A 22953-nucleotide genomic window follows, 5' to 3' on the forward strand; every position below is an offset into this window, starting at 1 on the left:
GATCGAGGGCGGGTCCGCCGTCCCCGACCGGCCACCTGCAGGGGGCGAAAAGCCTCCCGCCCGGCCCCCGCCCCGCCGCGGTCTACCCTTGAGGGTCGAGCAATCCCCCTGGGCAGGAGAGAAATGGCCGTCAACCTGGTCAATGTCGAGAACGTCAGCAAGGTGTACGGCACCCGTGCCCTGCTCGACGGGGTCTCCCTCGGCGTGTCCGAGGGAGACAGGATCGGCGTGGTGGGCCGCAACGGCGACGGCAAGACGACGCTGATCCGGATGCTCGCGAAGCTGGAGGAGGCCGACACCGGCCGCGTCACCCACTCCGGCGGCCTGCACCTCGGCGTCCTCACGCAGCACGACTCCCTCGACCCGACGGCGACCGTCCGCCACGAGGTCATCCGGGACATGGCCGACCACGAGTGGGCGGGCAACGCCAAGATCAGGGACGTACTGACGGGCCTGTTCGGCGGGCTGGACCTGCCGGGCTTCCCGCAGGGCCTCGACACCGTGATCGGTCCGCTCTCCGGTGGCGAGCGCCGCCGTATCGCGCTGGCGAAGCTGCTCATCGAGGAGCAGGACCTGATCATCCTCGACGAGCCCACCAACCACCTGGACGTCGAGGGCATCGCCTGGCTCGCCCAGCACCTGCGCGAGCGCCGCTCCGCGCTCGTCTGCGTCACCCACGACCGGTGGTTCCTCGACCAGGTCGCCACCCGCATGTGGGACGTGCAGAAGGGCGACGTGTACGAGTACGAGGGCGGGTACTCCGACTACGTCTTCGCGCGCGCCGAGCGCGAGCGCATCGCCGCCACCGAGGAGACCAAGCGGCAGAACCTGGTCCGCAAGGAGCTGGCGTGGCTGCGCCGCGGCGCCCCCGCCCGTACGTCCAAGCCGCGCTTCCGCGTCGAGGCCGCCAACGAGCTGATCGCGGACGTACCGCCGCCCCGGGACAGCAGCGAGCTGATGAAGTTCGCCTCCTCGCGGCTCGGCAAGACCGTCTTCGACCTGAAGGACGTGACCGTGCAGGCCGGGCCGAAGGTGCTGCTGAAGCACCTGACCTGGCAGCTCGGACCGGGCGACCGGATCGGCCTGGTCGGGGTGAACGGCGCGGGCAAGACCTCGCTGCTGCGGGCCATGGCCGAGGCCGCCCGCAGCGACGGCGAGCAGCAGCCCGTCGCCGGGCAGATCGTCACCGGCAAGACCGTCAAGCTGGCCTATCTCTCGCAGGAGGTCGGCGAACTCGACCCGACCCTGCGGGTGTTGCAGGCCGTCCAGGCCGTCCGTGACCGGGTCGACCTCGGCAAGGGCCGGGAGATGACCGCCGGGCAGCTCTGCGAGACGTTCGGCTTCAACAAGGAGAAGCAGTGGACCCCGGTCGGCGACCTGAGCGGTGGTGAGCGGCGGCGGCTGCAGATCCTGCGGCTGCTGATGGACGAGCCCAACGTCCTCTTCCTCGACGAGCCCACCAACGACCTCGACATCGAGACCCTCACCCAGCTGGAGGACCTGCTCGACGGCTGGCCCGGCTCGATGGTGGTGATCTCCCACGACCGGTTCTTCGTCGAGCGCACCACCGACAAGGTGTACGCCCTCCTCGGCGACGCCACGCTGCGGATGCTGCCGCGCGGCATCGACGAGTACCTGGAGCGGCGCAAGCGGATGGAGGAGGTCGCCGCGGCCGCCGTGCTGTCCGCCGCCCCGGCTCCGGTCAAGGCCGCGTCCGCCGCCGATGCCCGCGCCGCCAAGAAGGAACTCCAGAAGATCGAGCGGCAGCTCGACAAGATCTCCGAGAAGGAGACCAAGCTGCACGCGCAAATCGCCGACAACGCCACGGACTTCGGGAAGGTGGCCAAACTGGACACCGAGCTGCGGGAGTTGGCCGGTGAGCGCGAGGAGCTGGAGATGCGCTGGCTGGAACTCGCCGAGGACGCGTGAGGGGCGTGCGCGATAGCGCGTGCGCCGCGTGAAGGGGGCGTGAAGGCGCGTAACGAGGGCATCACGGGCCGGTCCTCCCTTGGGAACAGGGGGAGGACCGGCCCCGTGCTGTGTGGCGGCAGAGTGATAGAAAGAGCCCTCTGAGAACCGTCTGAGAACCACTCCGAGCGAAGACCGCGGGTGGCGAAAATCAGTGAAGCATGGGGGGAAGCGCTGATGAGTCAGCCGCCCAATCAGCCGCCGCAGGGCGGCTTCGGCACACCGCAGGACCAGCCGCACCAGGGCCCGCCGCCGCAGGGCCCACCGGCCCAAGGCCCGCCGCCGCAGGGCCCACCGGCCCAAGGCCCGCCGCCGCAGGGCGGGTTCGGCGCACCGCAGACACCGGCGCCCGGCGCCCAGCCTCCGCAGTCCGGCTACGGCTACCCGCAGCAGTCCGGTTACGGCTATCCGCAGCAGCCCGGCCCCTACGGCCAGCCGGGCCCGTACACGCAGCCGGGTCCATATAGTCAGACCGGTCCGTACGCGGGGCCCCAGCAGCCGGCGGCAGGTTACGGCTATCCGCAGCAGGCGGGGCCCCAGCCCCCGTACCCGGGGGAGCCCACCCCGCCTCCCGGCGGCGGCTCCAAGAACCCCTTCAAGGGCCGGCCCGCGCTGATCATCGGCGCGGCCGTCACCGCGCTGCTGGTGATCGGCGGCACCGTGTGGGCCGTGTCGAGCGGTGGCGACGACAAGAAGCCCGTCGCGCACGAGAGCCAGGACGGCAAGCCCACGGGTTCGCCCACCGCGACCGCCCCGGTCAACCAGGGCGACGGCAGTGGCGACGGCCGGGACGAGACCGAGGACCTCAACGCGGGCCGCAAGCCCGGTGAGTCGAAGGTGCTCTGGTACAAGGAAGCGCCCGACGCGCCCGGTGCCGGTGCCCAGGCCCCCGGCATGTGGATCACCGACAAGACCGCGGTGAAGGCGGCGTACAAGCAGCTCGTCGCGTACAACGTCGGCGACGGCAAGCCCACGTGGGACGCCATCACCTTCCCGGCGAAGATCTGCGCGGTCACCAAGGACAAGACGGCCGACGACAAGATCGTCGTCGCCTACCAGAACGGCACCGGCGACAACTCCCGCTGCAACCTGCTCCAGCAGGTCGACCTGGACACCGGCAAGAAGGGCTGGAGCGGCAAGCTGGAGGAGGGCGGGCTCTTCGACGACACCATCACCGTGGAGCTGGCCATCTCCGGCGACACGGTGGTGGCGGGCCGCTCGATGTCCGGTACGGCGTACGACGTCAACAGCGGCAAGAAGCTCTGGGAGAAGAAGAAGTACGGCGACTCCTGCTACCCCTCGGGCTTCGCGGGCGGCGAGCGGCTGGTCGCCGTGTCGTCCTGCAACGTCGGCGCGGACACGCAGCACGACGAGGTGCAGGCACTCGACCCGGCGACCGGCAAGGCCAAGTGGACCTTCAAGGTCAAGAAGGGCTGGAAGGTCGAGCGCACGTACTCCGTCAGGCCGCTCGTCCTCTTCTTGAAGAAGGAGTCGAACAACGCCTGGAACATGGTCACGCTGAAGCCGGACGGCACCTACCGCTCGCAGGTCCAGGTCGACGAGGACTACGCGCCCAACTGCTCCAGTGTGAGCCTGGGAGCCGGCCTGACGGACTGCACGGGGATCGCCGCCGACGCCAACACGATCTACCTGCCCACCGAGAAGAAGAGCGGCGCCAACTCCATCGTCGCGATCAGCCTGACCACCGGTAAGGAGCGCTGGCGCACCAAGTCCCCGAGCGACACCACGATGTTGCCGATCCGGACGACCGGCAGCCGCCTGTTCGCGTACGTGGTGCCGAAGTACGACACCGGGGGCCAGGTCGTCTCGATCCGGACCGGGGGCAGCCGCCACAAGACCTACAAGCTGCTCCAGAACCCGCAGGGCACCGCCAAGATCGAGAGCAGCTTCTACAGCAAGGACTTTGCCTACGTGGACGGGCGCTTCTTCCTCTCCACCACCTCGCTGACCGGCGACGACGAGGCGAAGGAGAAGTTGATGCTGGCCTACGGCAAGTGACCGGGCCAACTCCTCCTTCCTTCCTCCGACTCCCCAGTCATCGTCCAGATCCGCTCTCCTTCCCACCCGAGGTAGACACGTCATGAGCCAGCCGCCGCCCCCGCCCCCGAACCAGCCCCCGCAGCAGGGAGGTTTCGGCGCCCCGCAGGACCAGCCCCCGCAGAGCGGCGGCTTCGGCGCGCCCCAGGCACCGCCCCCCGGTGGTTTCGGCGCGCCCCAGGACCCGCCGCCCGGCGGCTTCGGCGCCCCGCAGGCACCCCAGCCCCCGCAGCCCGCGCAGGGCCCCGGCTACGGCTACCCGCAGGCCCCCCAGCCTCCGCAGGCGCCGCCCGCCCCGCCGCAGGGCCAGCCGCAGTACGGCTACCCGCAGGCGCCCCAGGCTCCGCAGGGCCAGCCCGGCTACGGCTACCCGGGCCAGCAGCCGCAGTACGGCTACCCGCAGACCGTGCCGATGCAGCCGCAGGCCCCGCAGGGCGGCGGCGGTGGCGGCAAGTTCAAGCTCAACGGCCCGATGGGCATCGTCATCGGGGCCGTCGCGGTCGTCGCCCTGATCGTCGGTGGCGGCATCATGTACGCCGGCTCCGGCTCGGACGACAACAACAAGACCTCGGCCGGCCCGACCGGCGGCACGGGTGGCAAGGACGACAAGGGCGACAAGGGCGGCTCGGCCGACAACGGCGGTGGTGGCAGCGGCACCGACACCACCAACGACACCGCCCAGGAGAAGGTCCCGTCCAACACGAGCGCCAGCGTCCTCTTCCAGGTGCCGGCGCCCGCGGTCAAGGACAAGCAGATCGACAGCGTGGCGGGCTCCTGGCTCACCGACTCGGTGTACGCCAAGAGCGGCGTCAACCAGATCGTGGGCTACGACCCCGACAACGGCGGCAAGAAGTGGACGCTCCCCCTCCAGGGCGAGACCTGCGCCGGTTCGCGCGAGGTCACCGAGGACGGGATCGCCGCGGTGGTCACCGAGACGGCCAAGCGCAACAGCAAGGGCGACCACCAGGCCTGCACCCAGGTCGTCGCGTTCGACGTGAACACCGGCAAGCAGCTCTGGAACAAGACCGCCGAGACGCAGGGCACCGCCGTGCCCTTCGGTGAGGTCACCATCTCCGGCACCACGGTCGCGGTCGGCGGCGGCTACTACGGAGGCGCCGCCTTCGATCTGAAGTCCGGCAAGGTCCTGTGGGCACCGAAGACCGGCAAGTGCGAGGACGTCGGCTACGCGGGAGGCGCCCAGCTCGTCGCGGTCCGCAAGTGCGGCGACTACGGCGACGAGGAGTACAAGGTCCAGCTCCTCGACCCGAAGTCGGGCAGCGTCAAGTGGACGTACGACCTCCCCAAGGGCATCGACAACGCCAAGGTGATCTCCACCAACCCGGTGGTCTTCGGCGTCGACTCCGGCGACGACGTCAGCCTCTCCGGCGCGACGGACGTCTTCTCGCTGGACGAGAACGGCAAGCTGCGCATCAAGATCTCGCTGCCCGACGGCAAGTACGAGCACGACTGCAGCATCGGCAAGGTCTACCGGTGCAAGGGGATCACCGTCGGCAACGACAAGCTGTACGTCCCCACCAAGGAGCACGACGGCGGCGGCGACTACAGCCAGACCAACGAGATCGTGTCCTTCTCGCTGGCCACCGGCAAGCCGACCGGCGAGCGGGTCGACGCGGGCAACGACTACGAGCTGTTCCCGATCCGCATGGACGGGCCGAACATCATCGCCTACAAGGACGCCCCGTACGACAAGGGTCCCCAGATCGTCTCCGTGGACGGCAAGACCCTGAAGCAGACGAAGCTCCTGGAGACCCCGGCGACCGACTCGGTCCGCAGCGCGATCAGCAGCATGGTCCCCAAGAGCTCCGAGATGCTCTATACGGGCGGCCGCCTGTTCATGGGGCAGGACCTCGTCAGCGCGCCGTACTCGAAGAACGAGAAGGACTACACGGCGGTCGGCTTCGGCGCCAAGTGATGGCCGGGTCATCCGCATCGCCGTGACCCAACGGCCCCGCCCCAGCTCAGGGGCGGGGCCGTTCGCGTACACCCCAGTCAATGCCGAATGGGCGGGATTCGGTAATCCGGGGCACTTCTCACCAGTAGGGGAAGCGCAACGTCGAACAAGCGTGTAGCTTCCGGGGATGGAGAGCCGGGGGGCTCCTATCCATGGGAACCAGCGGGGATGGAACCTGGGGGGACTGGGGGGTTGCCGATGGGAGTGCGGCTCATGGTGGTCGACGACCACCGATTGCTCGCAGAGGCGCTTGCCTCGGCGTTGAAGCTGCGTGGGCACCGGGTGCTCGCCGCGGCCGCGCCCGCCGCGGGAGCGGCGGAGCTGGTGATCACACGGGCGCCGGAGGTGTGTCTGATCGGGACGGCGACGCCGGCCGAGCCGGGGATCTTCGACCCGGTGGTGCGGATCAAGCGGGAACGGCCGCAGGTGGCGGTTCTCGTCCTCGGTCCGGTGCCCAATCCGCGGGGTATCGCGGCCGCGTTCGCCGCCGGTGCCTCCGGTTACGTGCGGCACGACGAGCGCATAGAGGGCGTCGAGCGCGCCATCATGAAGGCCAGGGCCGGAGAGGCCGCCGTGGCACCGCAGTTGCTGCAGAGCGCGTTCAGCGAGCTGCTCAACCCGGCCGCCCAGCCCGACGACGAGGGGCAGCGGCTGCTCCAGATGCTCACCCCGCGCGAGGTCGAGGTGCTGGTGCGGGTCGCCGACGGCGAGGACACCAGGCTGATCGCGGCCGGCATGGGCATCGCGCCCAGCACCGCGCGCACGCATGTGCAGCGGGTCCTGATGAAGCTGGGGGTGGGCTCACGGCTGGAGGCGGCCGCGCTCGCCGCGCGCACCGGGCTGCTCGACCGGGCGGGTCCGGTGCCGCACGCGTCGCCGGACGCGGTGGATCAAGCGGGCCCGCATCTGGCGTGACCTGTGGGGCGTTACGGCTGCGGGGCCGGAGTTCCTTGGAACTCCGGCCCCGCAGGCGGGTGTTACTCGCCGTCCTGGCCCTCGTCGGACAGGGGTGGTGCCGGCGGCGCCAGCGGGCGCAGCTTCAGCCAGACCAGGAAGAACAGGCCGAGGGCGAGCATGCCCAGGCCGGTCCAGAGGTTGATGTTGATGCCCTCGGCCTTGTCGAGGTTGGCGTCGGACACGGTGATTCCGGCGATCGTGACGATGACGCCGTAGATCACGAACAGGCCGCCGATGATGCGGCGGATGTCGAAGAGCCGGGCGGCGGTCGCGGACTTCTGCTCCAGCTCGGTGACCTCGCGCTGGACGTCTCGCTCCGAGTAGTGGGACATATCAGACATGGTCTCTCAATCCTCCCGCGTCAGAACGAGAAGGGGATGTAGCAGGCGGCGGCGAGGACGATCGCGCCCCAGCCCAGCAGGGCGGGCCTGCGGTACCAGGCGTCGTCGCCCGGGGCGGGCGGCTCCGCCATGCCGGGCGAGCGGGTGCCGTACACCAGGCCTTCGAGCTCCTCGGCGGGCTTCGGCTCGGTGAACAGCGAGACGCCGACCATGACCACCGCACCGGCGACGAACCCGGCGATCGCGGAGACGAAGTTGGCGCCCTGGTCGGTGGGGATGTCGATGATGCCCTGCTTGTAGATGACGAAGTAGTTGATCATCGCCGCCGTGGTGCCCGCGAGCAGGCCCCAGAAGCCGGACTTCTTGGACGCGCGCTTCCAGAACATGCCGACGATGAAGACGACGAACATCGGCACGTTGAAGAAGGAGAACAGCGTCTGGAGGTAACTCATGATGTTGGAGAAGGAGGAGGCGAGGAAGGCCGTGCCGATCGACGCGAGCACGCCGACGACCGTGATGAGCCGGCCGAACCGCACGTAGTACGCGTCCTCGCGGTCCGTGACCACGTACTTCGCCCAGATGTCGGTGGTGAACACCGTGTTGAAGGACGAGATGTTGGCCGCCATGCCCGCCATGAACGCGGCGAGCAGACCGGTCACCGCGATGCCGAGCACGCCGTTGGGCATCAACTCCTGCATCAGGTACGGGATCGCGTCGTTGTACTGGAGGTCCGAGCCGGACGTGCCGATCTTCGGCACGAGGACGGCGGCGACCAGGCCCGGGATCATCACCAGGAAGACGATGAAGATCTTGGGGAACGCGGCGATCAGCGGGGTGCGCTGGGCGGCGGACATGTTCTTCGCGGACAGGGCGCGCTGCACCTCGGCGAAGTTCGTCGTCCAGTAGCCGAAGGACAGCACGAAGCCGAGTCCGAGAACGATGGTCAGCCAGTTCGCACCGAGCGGGTTGGCGCTGCCGATGCCCGTGCCGCCCCACGCGGTGACGAAGTGGTCGCCGTGGCTCTTGGTGAGGGAGTCGGTCAGCCCGTTCCAGCCGCCGACCCTCTTCAGGCTCAGCACCACGAGCGGGATGAGCGCGGCGAGGATGACGAAGAACTGGAGCACTTCGTTGTAGATCGCCGAGGACAGGCCGCCGAGGGTGATGTACGCCAGGACGAAGAACCCGGCGACCACGATGGCCACCCACTGCGGCCAGCCGAGCAGCGCCTCGACGACGATCGCGAGGGCGTAGAGGTTCACGCCGGCGATCAGGATGGCGGCGAAGGCGAACAGGGCCGAGCTGAGCAGGTGCGCCCACCTGTCGAAGCGCAGCAGCAGCATCTCCGGCACCGAGCGGACCTTGGAGCCGTAGTAGAAGGGCATCATCACCAGGCCGAGGAAGACCATGGCCGGGATGGCGCCGATCCAGTACCAGTGCACGGTGTAGAGGCCGTACTGCGCGCTGTTGGCGGCCATGCCCAGGATCTCGGTGGCGGCGAGGTTGGCCGAGATGAACGCGAGGCCGGTGACCCAGGCGGGTAGCGAACGTCCGGAGAGGAAGAAGTCGAGGCTCGTCTTCACCGAGCGCCGGGCCGCGAAGCCGATGCCCAGGACGAAGACGAAGTAGATCCCGAGGATCGTGTAGTCGAGCGCGTTGGTGGGAAGTCGCAGGCCGGCGGCCAGGTGCGCGCCTGGGTCGGCCAGGTATGTGGGGGAATGTGTGGGGGACTGCATAGGAACTCGCTTCGTTGCGCGAACGGAACAGACCGGAACCTACGCCTCCACATTCAAGAAATGAACACTTTTGTTGGTGTTCTTTGTTTGATTGTGATGTTGACGGCGCGGAGGAAACATGGTTTGTTGTGTTTGGTTATGTTGAAGATTGATCGGGTGTAGGCAGAGAGTCCGATGGGGAGTTCACCGTGAAGAAGACCTCGACCCGGCTGGCCGACGGTCGTGAGCTCATCTACTACGACGCGCGCGACGACGCGGTGCGCGACGCGGTGGACCGGCGGCCTCTCGACCCCACCGTCACCACTTCGGAGGTACGCCGGGATCCGCTGCTCGGCGACTGTGTGGCGATCGCCTCGCACCGCCAGGGCCGCACCTACCACCCGCCCGCCGACGAGTGCCCGCTGTGCCCCTCCCAGGGCGACCGGCTGAGCGAGATCCCCGACTCCGCCTACGACGTGGTGGTCTTCGAGAACCGCTTCCCGTCGCTGGCCGGCGACTCGGGCCGCTGCGAGGTCGTCTGCTTCACCTCCGACCACGACGCGTCCTTCGCCTCGCTGACCGAGGAGCAGGCGGGCCTGGTCCTGGACGCCTGGACCGACCGCACGGCCGAGCTGTCGCATCTCCCCTCCGTGGAGCAGGTGTTCTGCTTCGAGAACCGCGGCGCCGAGATCGGCGTGACCCTGGGCCACCCGCACGGCCAGATCTACGCCTACCCCTTCACCACTCCGCGTACGGCCCTGATGCTGCGCCAGCTCGCCGCGCACAAGGAGGCGACGGGCGGGGAGAACCTCTTCGACGAGGTCGTCGCCCGCGAGGTCTCGGACGGTTCACGCATCGTCCTGGCGACCGAGCACTGGGTCGCCTTCGTGCCCTACGCCGCGCACTGGCCCTACGAGGTGCACCTCTACCCCCTCCGCCGGGTGCCCGACCTGCTGGGCCTGGACGAGGGCGCGCGCACAGAATTCCCCCAGGTCTATCTGGAACTCTTGAAGCGGTTCGACCGGATCTTCGGCGAAGGGGAGCCCGCGACGCCGTACATCTCGGCGTGGCACCAGGCGCCGTTCGGCACACTGGAGGAGTTCGAGGGCGTCAACCGCGACGACTTCGCGCTGCACCTGGAGCTTTTCACCATTCGCCGTACGTCCGGCAAGCTGAAGTTCCTCGCGGGTTCCGAGTCGGGCATGAGCGTGTTCATCAACGACGTGCCGCCGGAGTCCGCGGCTCAGCGACTGCGAGAGGTAGCGAGTTCATGAGTGGGAAGTACCTGGTCACGGGTGGCGCGGGCTATGTGGGCGGCGTGGTCGCGCAGCATCTGCTGGAGGCGGGCCACGAGGTCACCGTCCTCGACAACCTCTCGACCGGTTTCCGCGAGGGCGTGCCGGCCGGTGCCTCCTTCGTCGAGGGCGACATCCGCGATGCCGCCAAGTGGCTGGACTCCTCCTACGACGCCGTTCTGCACTTCGCCGCGTTCTCGCAGGTCGGCGAGTCCGTCGTGAAGCCCGAGAAGTACTGGGACAACAACGTCGGCGGCTCGATGGCGCTGCTCGCCGCGATGCGCGAGGCGGGCGTCCGCAAGCTGGTCTTCTCCTCCACGGCCGCGACGTACGGCGAGCCGGAGACGACCCCGATCGTGGAGTCGGCGCCGACGAAGCCGACCAACCCCTACGGCGCCTCGAAGCTCGCCGTCGACCACATGATCACCGGCGAGGCGGCGGCCCACGGGCTCGCCGCGGTCAGCCTGCGCTACTTCAACGTGGCGGGCGCGTACGGCGGTCAGGGCGAGCGGCACGACCCCGAGTCGCACCTGATCCCGCTGGTCCTCCAGGTCGCGCAGGGCCGCCGTGACGCCATCTCGGTCTTCGGCGACGACTACCCGACCGCCGACGGCACCTGTGTGCGCGACTACATCCACGTCGCGGACCTGGCCGAGGCCCACCTGCTGGCCGTGCGGGCCGCCACCCCCGGCGAGCACCTGATCTGCAACCTCGGCAACGGAAACGGGTTCTCCGTCCGCGAGGTCATCGAGACGGTGCGCCAGGTCACCGGCCACCCGATCCCCGAGGTGGTCGCGCCCCGCCGCGGCGGCGACCCGGCGGTGCTGGTCGCCTCGGCCGCCACCGCCCGCGAGCGGCTCGGCTGGAACCCGTCCCGCGCGGATCTCGCGGGGATCGTCGCGGACGCCTGGGCGTTCGCCCAGAACATCTCTCAGAACATCTCTCAGAACACCGCGAAGGGCTAGCAAGTGGGCGTACGGGAAGGCTTCGAGGAGCTGTACGGCACGGCGCCCGAGGGCGTGTGGGCAGCACCCGGCCGAGTGAATCTGATCGGCGAGTACACCGACTTCAACGAGGGCTTCGTGATGCCGCTCGCGCTGCCGCACACGGCGGTCGCGGCGGTGTCCCGGCGCGACGACGGGGTCGTCCGGCTGCACTCGGCGGACATCGAGGGCCCGGTCGTCGAGCTGCACGTCGACGAGCTGGAGCCGCTGACGAACACGAGCTGGGCGGCGTACCCGGCCGGTGTCGTGTGGGTGCTGCGCGAGGCCGGTCACGCGATCACCGGCGCCGACATCCACCTCGCCTCGACGGTGCCGACCGGCGCGGGACTGTCGTCCTCGGCGGCGCTGGAGGTCGTCACCGCTCTGGCCCTGAACGACCTGTACGAACTCGGTCTCACCCGGCCCGAGTTGGCGAAGCTCGCGCAGCGCGCGGAGAACGACTTCGTCGGCGTGCCCTGCGGAGTGATGGACCAGACCGCGTCGGCCTGCTGCGTCGAGGGCCACGCCCTGCACCTGGACTGCCGTGACCTCTCCATCCGCCAGGTCCCCTTCGACCTGGCCTCCCAGGGCCTGGAGCTGCTGGTCGTCGACACCCGCGTGAAGCACGCGCTGGGCGACGGGGCGTACGCCGAGCGGCGCGAGGGGTGCGAGGAGGGCGCGCGGCAGCTGGGCGTGACCCACCTGCGCGATGTCGCGTACGCCGAGCTGGACGACGCGCTGTCGCGCCTGACCGACGAGCGCGTGCGCCGCTACGTCCGCCACGTCGTCTCCGACGACCACCGGGTGGACCGGGTCATCGCCCTGCTCGACGCGGGCGACGTCCGCGCCATCGGCCCGGTCCTGACCGACGGTCACACCTCCCTGCGGGACGACCTGCGGATCTCCTGCCCCGAGCTGGACCTGGTCGTCGACACGGCGTGCGCCTCCGGCGCCCTCGGCGCCCGTATGACGGGCGGCGGCTTCGGCGGCTCGGCGGTCGTGCTGGTGGAGTCGGCAGACGTGGACACGGTGACCAAGGCGGTCACGGAGGCCTTCGCCGCCGCCGGCTTCACCGCGCCGCGGGTGTTCCCGGCGGTGCCTTCGGCGGGGGCGCGGCGGGTGGGCTGATTCTCAGCCCTCGGCTCAGCCCAGCCGCTTGGTCAGTGTGTACTCCGTGACCCCCGGCGGATAGTCGGGGATCACGCACACCACCTCGTAGCCGTGCCTGCGGTAGAACTCCGGCGCCTGGAAGTCCCAGGTCTCCAGGCGGGAGTTGAGACAGCCGTGCTCGGCGTGGGCCGTCGTCTCCGCCGAGGCGAGCAGGCGGGAGCCGAGGCCCGCGCCGCGGAAGCGGTCGTCCACCCAGAGGTAGGTCACGTGGAGCCAGCCCGCCCAGGTGTGGCCGACCAGTCCGCCGGCCAGGGTGGCGTCGGCGTCCAGCACCCACACGTGGAGCGGAACCCCGTGTTCAGCGGGGGTTCCGCGCATCGCGCGCAGCACCGGGGAGGCCTGCGTGTTGGTGTCCCACAGCCGTTTGCGAAGCAGATCGCGCCGCTCCTTGTCGACTCCTGTCTCCATACGAAACATACGGCTCACCATAAACGCGCTGGCCAATCAGTTCTGCAAATAACCTTCCGCTCCCCGCCCCCGGCCTTACCCTGATGAACAGCACCGGTGGGGGCCGGTGCTGATCAGGGGGCGAGACAGCCGGGTACGACGCCCGGAGTGGGGGTAGCAGTTGAAGCACGGCGGCGGCCGTGCGGCTGCGGCACTCCGTTTTCCGGGCCGCAAGCGGGCTCGGGATCACTTCGGGCGCCGTACCTGCGCAGGGTCGTCATCCGACCTGTGGGGGTTTCAGTGGTTCGCATCCGAGTCCTGGTCGTCGACGACCATCGCATCTTCGCCGAGTCGCTCGCCGCGGCCCTTGCCGCCGAGCCCGACGTCGACGTGTCCGCGGCCGGCAGCGGTCCTGCCGCGCTGCGCTGCCTGGAGCGGGCGGCGGCGGAGGGGCGCAGATTCGACGTGCTGCTCGTCGACGCCGACCTGGGCGGCAACGTGCTGGGCAGCCGGCCCGCCGTGCCCGTGCAGGAAAGCAACGAGGACGGGCTCGTCGACGGCATCTCGCTCGTCGCGGGCGTGCGCTCCGGCCAGCCGAGCGTGCGCATCGTGGTGCTCGCCGAGAAGGACGACCCGCGCCGCGCGGCCCTCGCGCTGCAGGCCGGAGCCTCGGGCTGGGTGGCCAAGGACTGCTCGCTCTCCCGGCTGCTCACCGTCATACGGGGTGTGCTGCGCGACGAGACGCATCTGCCGCCGGCCCTGCTCACGGGTGTACTGCGGGAGTTGACCGCCGCCCGCAAGCACCGCACCGAGAGCGAGCGGCTGGTGGAGTCCCTCACGCCGAGGGAGCGCGAGGTGCTGCGCTGCATGGTCGCCGGGCTCGGCCGCAAGGCCGTCGCCGAGCGGCTGTTCCTCTCCCCGCACACCGTCCGTACGCATATGCAGAACGTGCTCGGGAAGCTGGGCGTGCACTCGACCCTCGCGGCCGTCGCGCTGGCGCGCAGGGCCGGTGTCGGACCGGTCGACCTAACCGGGGATGTTGTCGAACGGGGCGGTCAACTGGCGTAGCAGTCCGGCCAGTTCACCGCGCTGTGCCCGGCTCAGCTCCGCCAGGATCGCGCGCTCCTGCTCCAGCAGGCCCGCGAGCGCCTGGTCGGCGCGGTCGCGGCCGTCGTCCGTGAGGCGCACCAGCACGCCGCGGCGGTCGCTGGGGTCCGGGAGGCGCTCCACCAGGCCCTTCTTCGTCAGCCGGTCGATGCGGTTGGTCATGGTGCCGGAGGTGACGAGGGTCTGGGTCAGGAGCTGGCCGGGGGAGAGCTGGTAGGGCGCGCCCGCACGGCGGAGCGCGGTCAGTACGTCGAACTCCCAGGGCTCCAGGCTGTGCTCGGAGAACGCCAGACGACGCGCCCGGTCCAGGTGCCGGGCCAGCCTGCTCACCCGGCTGAGCACCTCGAGCGGTTCCACGTCGAGGTCAGGGCGCTCCCGGCGCCATGCTGCGACCAGCCGATCGACCTCGTCCTCCATGGCGATCAGTGTAGTGGTTGTGTCGACATGAAGTCTCTTGAAATAGAGTCTCTTGATATGGAGCTTCTTGACGTCGAGAGACTTTGGGTGTGAGGGTGAACCCGCACGGTCAACGACGCGCCGGTACTTCACCGGTACGTCTCCGGTGACTTCCGAGGAGGCCCCTCCATGACTGCCGCCGCCACTCCCACCTGGGACCCGGCCCAGTACCTGCGCCACGCCGACCACCGCGCCCGCCCCTTCGCCGACCTGCTGGCCCGCGTCCCGGACCTCCCCGGCGACCCGGCCCGCATCGCCGACCTCGGCTGCGGCCCCGGCAACGTCACGGCCGTCCTCGTCCGGCGCTGGCCCACCGCGCACATCACCGGCTACGACAACTCCCCGCAGATGCTGGAGCGGGCGCAGGCATACGCGGGGGCCACGGCCGGCGGCGGGCGGCTCGACTTCGCCCACGCGGACGCCGAGGCGTGGGCGCCCACCCAGACGTACGACCTGATCGTCTCGAACGCGGCGCTCCAGTGGGTCGAGGGACACCTCGACGCCTTCTCCGGCTGGCTGGACGCCCTCGCCCCGGGCGGCACCTTCGCCTTCCAGGTGCCGAACAACATCGACGCGCCGCTGCACGCCCTGATGCGCGAACTCGGTACGAGCGCCCGCTGGAAGGACCGGCTCGGCGACGTCCTGCGACACACGGACTCGGTGCACGCGCCCGGCGTCTACCTGGACCGGCTCGCCCGGCTCGGCTGCGAGGCCGACGTCTGGGAGACGACGTATCTGCACGTCCTGGAGGGCGAGGACCCCGTCCTCGACTGGGTGAAGGGGACCGGACTGCGCCCCGTCCTCACCGTGCTCGCGGACGACCCGGAGGCCCGGGACGCCTTCGTCGCCGAATACCGCGACCTGCTGCGCGAGGCCTACCCGAGCGCCGGGTACGGCACGGTGCTCCCGTTCCGCCGTCTGTTCGCCGTCGCCCGCAAGGAGGCGTGATGCTCACCGCCGTCGACCACGTCCAGCTCGCCGCCCCGCCCGGCACGGAGGACGCCCTGCGCGCGTACTACGTCGACGTGCTCGGCATGACGGAGATCCCCAAGCCGCCCGTCCTCGCCGCCCGCGGGGGCTGCTGGTTCGCAGCGGGGGCGGTTCAGCTGCATCTGGGGACGGAACAGGACTTCCGGCCCGCGAAGAAGGCCCATCCCGGGCTGCGGGTCAGGGACATCGAGGCGTACGCCGACCGGCTCGCGGCCCACGGCGCCCAGGTCACCTGGGACGACAACCTCCCCGGCCACCGGCGCTTCTACTCCGAGGACCCGGTGGGCAACCGCCTGGAGTTCCTGGAACCCCTGCGGGGACGGGACTAGGCCTTGCGGCGCCCTATCAGGTGCGGCTTCGCCTCCAGGCCGTCCAGGCCGTGCCACGCCAGGTTCACCAGATGGGCGGCGACCTCGGCCTTCTTGGGCTTGCGCACGTCCAGCCACCACTGGCCCGTCAGGGCGACCATGCCGACCAGGGCCTGCGCGTACAGCGGCGCGAGCTTCGAGTCGAAGCCGCGGCTCTTGAACTCGCGGCCCAGGATGTCCTCGACCTGCGTCGCGATGTCCGAGATGAGCGAGGCGAAGGAGCCGGTGGACTGGGGGATGGGGGAGTCGCGGACGAGGATGCGGAAGCCGTCCGTGTACTCCTCGATGTAGTCGAGGAGGGCGAAGGCCGCCTGCTCGCAGAGCTCACGGGGGTGTCCTGCGGTCAGGGAACTGGTCACCATGTCGAGGAGACGCCGCATCTCGCGGTCCACCACCACGGCGTACAGCCCCTCCTTGCCGCCGAAGTGCTCGTACACGACGGGCTTGGAGACGCCGGCCTTCGCCGCGATCTCCTCGACCGACGTGCCCTCGAAGCCCTTCGCGGCGAACAGCGTGCGACCGATCTCCAGCAACTGCTGACGGCGCTCGGCACCGGTCATGCGGGTGCGGCGCGCACGCCGCGGCTTCTCATTGCTCGGAGTGCTGCTGGAGTCGGTCGCCACGCCGTCAATCATGCCGCGTCAACAGCGTCCGTCTGGCGGCGGGAGGCGGACCCGTCGGTGTTCCGGCGTGAATCGATACGCGAGCGTGACGGCCAGCGCACGTCCGACGCCCAGCCGAGCTGCTCGCACCAGCGGATGATCCGGGCCGAGGAGTCGATCTGGCCGCGGTCCACACCGTGCCGCGCCGACGTCGGGTCGGCGTGGTGCAGGTTGTGCCAGGACTCGCCGCACGACAGCACGGCCAGCCACCACACGTTGCCCGAGCGGTCACGCGACTTGAAGGGGCGCTTGCCCACCGCGTGGCAGATCGAGTTGATCGACCACGTCACGTGGTGCAGCAGCGCCACCCGGACAAGGGAGCCCCAGAAGAAGCCGGTGAAGGCGCCCCACCAGGACATCGTCGCCAGACCGCCGATCAGCGGCGGCAGCGCGAGGGAGAGCATCGTCCAGAAGATGAACTGACGGGAGATCGCACGGATCGCCGGATCCTTGATCAGATCGGGCGCGTACTTCTCCTGCGACGTCTGCTCCTCGTCGAACATCCAGCCGATGTGCGCCCACCACAGGCCCTTCATCAGGGCCGGAACCGTCTCGCCGAAACGCCACGGCGAGTGCGGGTCGCCCTCCGCGTCGGAGAACTTGTGGTGCTTGCGGTGGTCGGCGACCCAGCGGACCAGAGGCCCCTCGACCGCCATCGAGCCCGCGATCGCCAGCGCGATCCGCAGCGGGCGCTTCGCCTTGAAGGAGCCGTGCGTGAAGTACCGGTGGAAACCGATCGTGATGCCGTGGCATCCCAGGTAGTAGAAGAAGACCAGCAGGCCGACGTCCAGCCAGCTCACACCCCAGCCCCAGGTCAGCGGCACCGCCGCGAGAAGCGCGAGGAACGGGACGGTGATGAAGAGCAGCAGCGTGATCTGTTCGAGTGAACGCTTCTGCTCACCGCCCAGCGTGGCGGAGGGAACTGTACTGTCGGTGTCCGCCTGCGGGGCGTCTTCGATCACATCGGAGCTCGTGGTCATGGGCGTCCCCTGGGGGGTCGAGGGTTTTGAGGGTGGCCGAAGGGTGGCCGGATACCGTTCCTACGGTTCCGTAACCTACGGCGTCGTAAGTATGGCAGCGCTCGGCCCGGCGGCAAGAGCCCCTGAGCCTGCGCGTCCGTGTGGACACCTATCCTGGAGTCGTTCGGACAGCGCGGTCCGCTCTCTTTTCTTCCCGGATGCCACGTCCCTAAGCGGCGCCCGCCGCGCGGTCGCGACCCGGGTTCCCTCCCAGACGAGCTTCAACACTGCAAGGAGCCGCACCTGTGAGCAGTGCCGACGACCGGACCACCACGACCGGCAGTGAGCTGCGCGCCGACATCAGGCGCCTGGGCGATCTGCTCGGCGAGACCCTCGTCCGACAGGAGGGTCACGAGCTGCTGGAGCTGGTCGAGAAGGTCCGCAGCCTGACCCGCGAGGACGGCGAAGCCGCCGCCGAGCTGCTGCGCGGGACGGAACTGGAGACCGCCGCCAAGCTGGTCCGCGCCTTCTCGACGTACTTCCATCTGGCCAACGTCACCGAGCAGGTGCACCGTGGCCGCGAGCTGCGCGCCAAGCGCGCCGCCGAGGGCAGCCTCCTCGCCCGTACGGCGGACCGCCTCAAGGACGCCGACCCCGAACACCTGCGCCAGACCGTACGGAACCTCAATGTTCGCCCGGTCTTCACCGCACACCCGACCGAGGCCGCCCGCCGCTCGGTACTCAACAAGTTGCGCAGGATCGCCGCCCTCCTGGAGACCCCGGTCATCGAGGCCGACCGCCGGCGCTACGACACCCGTCTGGCCGAAAACATCGACCTGGTGTGGCAGACCGACGAGCTGCGGGTGGTCCGACCGGAGCCCGCGGACGAGGCCCGCAACGCCATCTACTACCTCGACGAGCTGCACGCCGGCGCCGTCGGCGACGTCCTGGAGGACCTCACCGCCGAGCTGGAGCGCGTCGGCGTCACCCTCCCGGACGAGACCCGCCCGCTCACCTTCGGCACCTGGATCGGCGGCGACCGCGACGGCAACCCGAACGTCACCCCGGCCGTCACCTGGGACGTCCTGATCCTCCAGCACGAGCACGGCATCAACGACGCGCTCGAACTGATCGACGAGCTGCGCGGCTTCCTCTCCAACTCCATCCGCTACACCGGAGCCACCGAGGAACTGCTCACCTCCCTCCAGAGCGACCTGGAGCGGCTGCCCGAGATCAGCCCCCGCTACAAGCGCCTCAACGCCGAGGAGCCCTACCGGCTCAAGGCCACCTGCATCCGGCAGAAGCTGGAGAACACCAAGACCCGCCTGGCCAAGGGCATCCCGCACGAGGACGGCCGCGACTACCTCGGCACCGGCGAGCTCATCGACGACCTCACGCTCATCCAGACCTCGCTGCGCGAACACCGCGGCGCGCTCTTCGCCGACGGCCGGATGAACCGCACGATCCGCACGCTGGCCGCCTTCGGTCTCCAGCTCGCGACCATGGACGTACGCGAGCACGCCGACGCCCACCACCACGCCCTCGGCCAGCTCTTCGACCGGCTCGGCGAGGAGTCCTGGCGCTACGCGGACATGCCCCGCGACTACCGCGGCAAGCTGCTCGCCAAGGAGCTGCGCTCGCGCCGGCCGCTCGCCCCGACCCCGGCGCCGCTGGACGCGGCCGGTGAGAAGACCCTCGGTGTCTTCGAGACGGTCAAGCGGGCGCTCGCGGTCTTCGGACCCGAGGTCATCGAGTCGTACATCATCTCGATGTGCCAGGGCGCCGACGACGTGTTCGCCGCCGCCGTCCTCGCCCGCGAGGCGGGCCTGCTCGACCTGCACGCGGGCTGGGCGAAGATCGGCATCGTGCCGCTCCTGGAGACCACGGACGAGCTGAAGGCCGCCGACACGATCCTGGAGGACATGCTCTCCGACCCGTCGTACCGCAGGCTCGTGGCCCTGCGGGGCGACGTGCAGGAGGTCATGCTCGGCTACTCCGACTCCTCCAAGTTCGGCGGCATCACCACCTCGCAGTGGGAGATCCACCGCGCCCAGCGCCGGCTGCGCGACGTCGCGCACCGCTACGGCGTACGGCTGCGGCTCTTCCACGGCCGCGGCGGCACCGTCGGCCGCGGTGGCGGCCCCTCGCACGACGCGATCCTCGCGCAGCCGTGGGGCACGCTGGAGGGCGAGATCAAGGTGACCGAGCAGGGCGAGGTCATCTCCGACAAGTACCTGGTGCCCTCGCTCGCCCGGGAGAACCTGGAGCTGACCGTCGCGGCCACCCTCCAGGCGTCCGCGCTGCACACCTCCCCCCGCCAGTCCGACGAGGCGCTGGCCCGCTGGGACGCGGCCATGGACGTGGTGAGCGACGCCGCCCACGCGGCCTACCGCAGACTGGTCGAGGACCCGGACCTTCCGACGTACTTCCTCGCCTCCACGCCGGTGGACCAGCTCGCCGATCTGCACCTGGGCTCGCGGCCCTCCCGCCGCCCCGGCTCGGGCGTCTCGCTCGACGGACTGCGCGCCATCCCGTGGGTGTTCGGCTGGACCCAGTCCCGGCAGATCGTGCCCGGCTGGTACGGCGTCGGCTCCGGTCTGAAGGCACTGCGCGAGGCCGGCCTCGACACCGTCCTCGACGAGATGCACGAGCAGTGGCACTTCTTCCGCAACTTCATCTCCAACGTCGAGATGACGCTGGCCAAGACGGACCTGCGGATCGCCCAGCACTACGTCGACACCCTCGTCCCGGACGAGTTGAAGCACGTCTTCGACACGATCAGGGCCGAGCACGAGCTGACCGTCGCCGAGGTGCTCCGCGTCACCGGCGAGGCCGAACTCCTCGACGCCACCCCGGTGTTGAAGCAGACCTTCACCATTCGCGACGCCTACCTGGACCCGATCTCCTACCTCCAGGTCACGCTCCTCAAGCGCCAGCGCGACGAGGCCGCCGCCGGCGCCGAGCCCGACCCGCTGCTCTCGCGGGCCCTGCTCCTGACGGTCAACGGTGTCGCGGCGGGCCTGCGCAACACCGGCTGATCACCTTCTGGATACGGCGGTGCCCCCGTGCTTCGTACGAGCACGGGGGCACCGCCGTATCCACGTCAGCCGTCAGCCTTGGCTGGCCTTGCGGCGGCGGAACACCAGGTAGCCGCCGGCGGCGACCAGCGCGGCCGCGGCCGCCGAGAGCGCGCCGACCGGGGCGCTGCTGCCTGTCTCGGCGAGGTCGCCGCCGCCCTGCGCGGACGGGGACGAGGAGACGGAGGCCGAGGCGGACGGGGTGCTGCCGCCACCGCCCTGCGAGTCCTCGCAGTCCGTCCAGAACACCTTGTGCTTCGCGGCACCCTTCTCGCGGAGCTCGGCACCCGTCTTGGCGTCGTGGATCTTGACCGTGCCGTTGTCGCCGCCGGGAGCGGTGGCGTGGGCGGCGGCGGGGGCCATCAGGAGTGCTGCGGAGACACCGGCGACAAGGGCGCCGGCGCGAGTGAGGGTACGCATGGGCAGTCCATCTTCGGGAGGAGAAACGGAAGATGTGGAGGGGCGGCTCAGCTTCCGGTTCCAGCAGGGACGGGTCAAGCTATGCGGACGGCGGGACGACCGGCGTTTGGGCAGCCGGACCAAGATCCGCAGGTCGCCGGGCCGGACTCAGGTCACACTGCCAGGCCGGCTCGCAGAGCCGGTCCCCGGTCACAGCGCCAGGAACGTCACCGTCAGCAGAGCGATCCCCGCGCCGCCCAGCACCCACGCCGCCCGCGTCAGCCGCAGCCCTCCGGCGACCACCACGGACGCCAGCAGCAGCGCACCGCCGAGCGGCACCCAGGCGTAGAGCAGACCCGCGGGCCCGGTCCGCACCACGTCGTCGCTGCCCGGCTTCACCGCGACCGTGTACGTCCGGCCCTTCTTCACCGCGACCGACTGCTCGATGACCACCCTGGCCCGCGCCTTCGAGCCCCCCGACGTCGGCGTGTAGGGCCCCGAGCAGCGCTCGTCCGAGCATGACGTCACGGTCATCGTGCCCTGCTCCCGGCCCTTGGACAGCATCACGTGCTGCGCCGTACCCCAGGAACCCCAGACACCCGCGATCAGGATCAGCACCGCGACCGCGCCCATGGCCGCGAGCCGCCCGAACCGCAGCGCGGTCGACGCGCTGTTACGGCTCCGGCGAAGGGCGGCGGTGGCAGGCATGGCCGGGATCATTGGCCATGCCTGGACGGCCAGTCAACTTCGCCGGGGGACAAGTCAGGAGTTGTACGTGCTTTGCGCCCGCTCCAGGCCCTCGATCACCAAGGCCTGGACCGCGTCCGTCGCCCGGTCCACGAAGTAGTCGAGCTCCTTGCGCTCCGCCGACGCGAAGTCCTTCAGCACGAAGTCGGCGACCTGCATACGCCCCGGCGGCCGGCCGATGCCGAACCGCACCCGGTGGTAGTCCGCGCCCATCGCCTTGGTCATCGACTTCAGCCCGTTGTGGCCGTTGTCCCCGCCGCCCAGCTTCAGCCGCAGCACGCCGTAGTCGATGTCCAGTTCGTCGTGGACGGCGACGACATGCGCGAGAGGCACCTTGTAGAACTCCCGCAGCGCGTTCACCGGGCCGCCGGACAGGTTCATGAACGACATCGGCTTCGCGAGGATGACGCGGCGGTTCGCCGGACCCGGCGGACCGATCCGGCCCTCGATCACCTGCGCCTGCGCCTTGCCGGCCCGCTTGAACTTCCCGCCGATCCGCTCGGCGAGGAGGTCGGCCACCATGAACCCCACGTTGTGCCGGTTCATCGCGTACTCGGGTCCCGGGTTGCCCAGTCCCACGATCAGCCAGGGCGCGGCTGCATCCGTCGTCACGTCCGTGTCTCCCATGTGTCCTTGATACGCGCCGGCCGCCGCTCCGTGCGGGAGCGGCGGCCGGCGGAAGAGATTCCGGAGGGAATCAGGATCAGGCCTCGGCACCCTCGGACTCGGCCTCCGCGGGGGCCTCCTCCGCCTGGGCGGCCAGCACCTGGAGGACGACCGCGTCCTCGTCGATCGCCAGGACGGTGCCCTCGGGCAGCGTGATGTCCTTGGCGTGGATGGAGGCACCGGCCTCCAGGCCCTCGATGGAGACGGTGACCGACTCCGGGATGTGCGTGGCCTCGGCCTCGACGGTCAGCGTGTTCAGCACGTGCTCGAGGAGGAAGGCGCCCGGGGCCAGCTCGCCCTCGGTCTGCACGAAGACCTCGACGTTGACCTTCTCGCCGCGCTTCACGGTGAGCAGGTCGACGTGCACGAGGTGACCCTTGAGGGCGTCACGCTGGACGGCCTTCGGGATCACGAGCTCGGTCTTGCCGTCGATGTCCAGGGCGAGCAGGACGTTCGCGGTGCGCAGGGCGAGCTGGAGCTCGTGACCCGGCAGCGTCAGGTGGACGGGCTCGGCACCGTGGCCGTAGACGACCGCGGGAACCTTGTTCTCACGGCGAATGGTGCGCGCAGCGCCCTTGCCGAACGTGTTGCGGACCTCGGCGGCGAGCTTGATCTCCGACATGTTCACTCCTCGTGCTAAGGGGCCAATGAAGGCCGGGGAAGGTGGTCACCCGGCCAA

21 protein-coding genes are annotated in these 22953 nt (G+C 70.0%); 11 read left to right on the plus strand and 10 right to left on the minus strand.

What is annotated here, in order from left to right:
• The first annotated feature begins 123 nt into the window (after window positions 1–123).
• The 4 genes from AB5J56_RS26425 to AB5J56_RS26440 all read left to right on the plus strand — a co-directional run bounded on the left by AB5J56_RS26425 (window position 124) and on the right by AB5J56_RS26440 (window position 6913).
• Window positions 124–1929 carry an ABC-F family ATP-binding cassette domain-containing protein gene (locus AB5J56_RS26425; RefSeq protein WP_369235652.1) on the plus strand — a complete coding sequence of 602 codons (1806 nt, stop codon included), beginning with the start codon at window positions 124–126 and terminating at the stop codon, window positions 1927–1929.
• A 216-nt stretch (window positions 1930–2145) separates the two neighbouring features.
• A complete protein-coding gene (locus AB5J56_RS26430; protein WP_369235654.1) occupies window positions 2146–3987 on the plus strand; it encodes a PQQ-binding-like beta-propeller repeat protein in 1842 nt (613 codons plus the stop codon).
• Window positions 3988–4069: 82 nt separating this feature from the next.
• The gene (locus tag AB5J56_RS26435) at window positions 4070–5959 is read left to right on the plus strand and encodes a PQQ-binding-like beta-propeller repeat protein (RefSeq protein WP_369235656.1); all 1890 of its coding nucleotides are present in this window, start codon (window positions 4070–4072) and stop codon (window positions 5957–5959) included.
• Between the two features lie 237 nt (window positions 5960–6196).
• Window positions 6197–6913 (plus strand): LuxR C-terminal-related transcriptional regulator, encoded by a 717-nt coding sequence (locus AB5J56_RS26440; RefSeq protein WP_369235658.1) that lies wholly within the window; start codon window positions 6197–6199, stop codon window positions 6911–6913.
• A gap of 62 nt (window positions 6914–6975) precedes the next feature.
• Here AB5J56_RS26440 and AB5J56_RS26445 read toward each other — a convergent pair whose 3' ends face one another.
• A complete protein-coding gene (locus AB5J56_RS26445; protein ID WP_369235660.1) occupies window positions 6976–7296 on the minus strand; it encodes a hypothetical protein in 321 nt (106 codons plus the stop codon).
• 20 nt (window positions 7297–7316) lie between these two features.
• A complete protein-coding gene (locus tag AB5J56_RS26450; RefSeq protein ID WP_369235662.1) occupies window positions 7317–9029 on the minus strand; it encodes a sodium:solute symporter family protein in 1713 nt (570 codons plus the stop codon).
• A 188-nt stretch (window positions 9030–9217) separates the two neighbouring features.
• On the opposite strand from AB5J56_RS26450, the gene galT reads away from it, so the two are divergent.
• From galT to galK, 3 genes are read left to right on the plus strand one after another with little or no spacing between them, the layout of a single operon-like run.
• On the plus strand, window positions 9218–10282 hold the full coding sequence (gene galT, locus AB5J56_RS26455) for a galactose-1-phosphate uridylyltransferase (RefSeq protein ID WP_369235664.1): 1065 nt from the start codon (window positions 9218–9220) through the stop codon (window positions 10280–10282).
• A complete protein-coding gene (galE, locus tag AB5J56_RS26460; protein ID WP_369235666.1) occupies window positions 10279–11268 on the plus strand; it encodes a UDP-glucose 4-epimerase GalE in 990 nt (329 codons plus the stop codon). Before galT ends, galE begins: the two co-directional genes overlap by 4 nt.
• Window positions 11269–11271: 3 nt before the next feature.
• Complete coding sequence (galK, locus tag AB5J56_RS26465) at window positions 11272–12414, plus strand: galactokinase (protein WP_369235668.1); 1143 nt, start codon at window positions 11272–11274, stop codon at window positions 12412–12414.
• A 15-nt stretch (window positions 12415–12429) separates the two neighbouring features.
• Here galK and AB5J56_RS26470 read toward each other — a convergent pair whose 3' ends face one another.
• Complete coding sequence (locus AB5J56_RS26470) at window positions 12430–12885, minus strand: GNAT family N-acetyltransferase (protein WP_369242793.1); 456 nt, start codon at window positions 12883–12885, stop codon at window positions 12430–12432.
• A 258-nt stretch (window positions 12886–13143) separates the two neighbouring features.
• Between AB5J56_RS26470 and AB5J56_RS26475 the strand changes: the two genes are divergently transcribed.
• Entirely contained in the window at window positions 13144–13911 is a 768-nt protein-coding gene (locus tag AB5J56_RS26475; RefSeq protein ID WP_369235670.1) for a LuxR C-terminal-related transcriptional regulator, read from the plus strand.
• Here AB5J56_RS26475 and tamR read toward each other — a convergent pair.
• Window positions 13870–14367 carry a MarR family transcriptional regulator TamR gene (gene tamR / locus AB5J56_RS26480; RefSeq protein ID WP_356144052.1) on the minus strand — a complete coding sequence of 166 codons (498 nt, stop codon included), beginning with the start codon at window positions 14365–14367 and terminating at the stop codon, window positions 13870–13872. The genes AB5J56_RS26475 and tamR overlap by 42 nt on opposite strands.
• 168 nt (window positions 14368–14535) lie before the next feature.
• Here tamR and AB5J56_RS26485 point away from each other — a divergent pair, with 168 nt between their 5' ends.
• Both AB5J56_RS26485 and AB5J56_RS26490 read left to right on the plus strand, forming a co-directional pair.
• Window positions 14536–15354, plus strand: coding sequence for a trans-aconitate 2-methyltransferase (locus AB5J56_RS26485; protein WP_369235672.1), 819 nt, complete (start codon window positions 14536–14538; stop codon window positions 15352–15354).
• Window positions 15354–15725 carry a VOC family protein gene (locus AB5J56_RS26490; protein ID WP_369235674.1) on the plus strand — a complete coding sequence of 124 codons (372 nt, stop codon included), beginning with the start codon at window positions 15354–15356 and terminating at the stop codon, window positions 15723–15725. The genes AB5J56_RS26485 and AB5J56_RS26490 overlap by 1 nt, the downstream gene beginning before the upstream one ends.
• Here AB5J56_RS26490 and AB5J56_RS26495 read toward each other — a convergent pair.
• Together AB5J56_RS26495 and AB5J56_RS26500 are read right to left on the minus strand one after the other, a co-directional pair.
• Complete coding sequence (locus AB5J56_RS26495; protein ID WP_369235676.1) at window positions 15722–16399, minus strand: TetR family transcriptional regulator; 678 nt, start codon at window positions 16397–16399, stop codon at window positions 15722–15724. The genes AB5J56_RS26490 and AB5J56_RS26495 overlap by 4 nt on opposite strands.
• Window positions 16396–17406 carry an acyl-CoA desaturase gene (locus tag AB5J56_RS26500; protein WP_369235678.1) on the minus strand — a complete coding sequence of 337 codons (1011 nt, stop codon included), beginning with the start codon at window positions 17404–17406 and terminating at the stop codon, window positions 16396–16398. Before AB5J56_RS26500 ends, AB5J56_RS26495 begins: the two co-directional genes overlap by 4 nt.
• A 284-nt stretch (window positions 17407–17690) precedes the next feature.
• On the opposite strand from AB5J56_RS26500, the gene ppc reads away from it, so the two are divergent.
• Complete coding sequence (gene ppc / locus AB5J56_RS26505) at window positions 17691–20423, plus strand: phosphoenolpyruvate carboxylase (protein WP_369235680.1); 2733 nt, start codon at window positions 17691–17693, stop codon at window positions 20421–20423.
• A 72-nt stretch (window positions 20424–20495) separates the two neighbouring features.
• On the opposite strand, the gene AB5J56_RS26510 is transcribed toward ppc, so the two are convergent.
• The 4 genes from AB5J56_RS26510 to AB5J56_RS26525 all read right to left on the minus strand — a co-directional run bounded on the left by AB5J56_RS26510 (window position 20496) and on the right by AB5J56_RS26525 (window position 22896).
• Window positions 20496–20882 (minus strand): LPXTG cell wall anchor domain-containing protein, encoded by a 387-nt coding sequence (locus tag AB5J56_RS26510; RefSeq protein WP_369235682.1) that lies wholly within the window; start codon window positions 20880–20882, stop codon window positions 20496–20498.
• A gap of 189 nt (window positions 20883–21071) precedes the next feature.
• Window positions 21072–21581, minus strand: coding sequence for a hypothetical protein (locus AB5J56_RS26515; protein WP_369235684.1), 510 nt, complete (start codon window positions 21579–21581; stop codon window positions 21072–21074).
• 42 nt (window positions 21582–21623) lie between these two features.
• Window positions 21624–22235 (minus strand): aminoacyl-tRNA hydrolase, encoded by a 612-nt coding sequence (gene pth / locus AB5J56_RS26520; protein ID WP_369235686.1) that lies wholly within the window; start codon window positions 22233–22235, stop codon window positions 21624–21626.
• A 76-nt stretch (window positions 22236–22311) separates the two neighbouring features.
• Window positions 22312–22896, minus strand: a complete 585-nt coding sequence (locus AB5J56_RS26525; RefSeq protein ID WP_369235688.1) for a 50S ribosomal protein L25/general stress protein Ctc — start codon at window positions 22894–22896, stop codon at window positions 22312–22314.
• Window positions 22897–22953 lie beyond the last annotated feature (57 nt).

The sequence above is a fragment of the Streptomyces sp. R21 genome, from assembly GCF_041051975.1.
GTDB lineage: Bacteria > Actinomycetota > Actinomycetes > Streptomycetales > Streptomycetaceae > Streptomyces.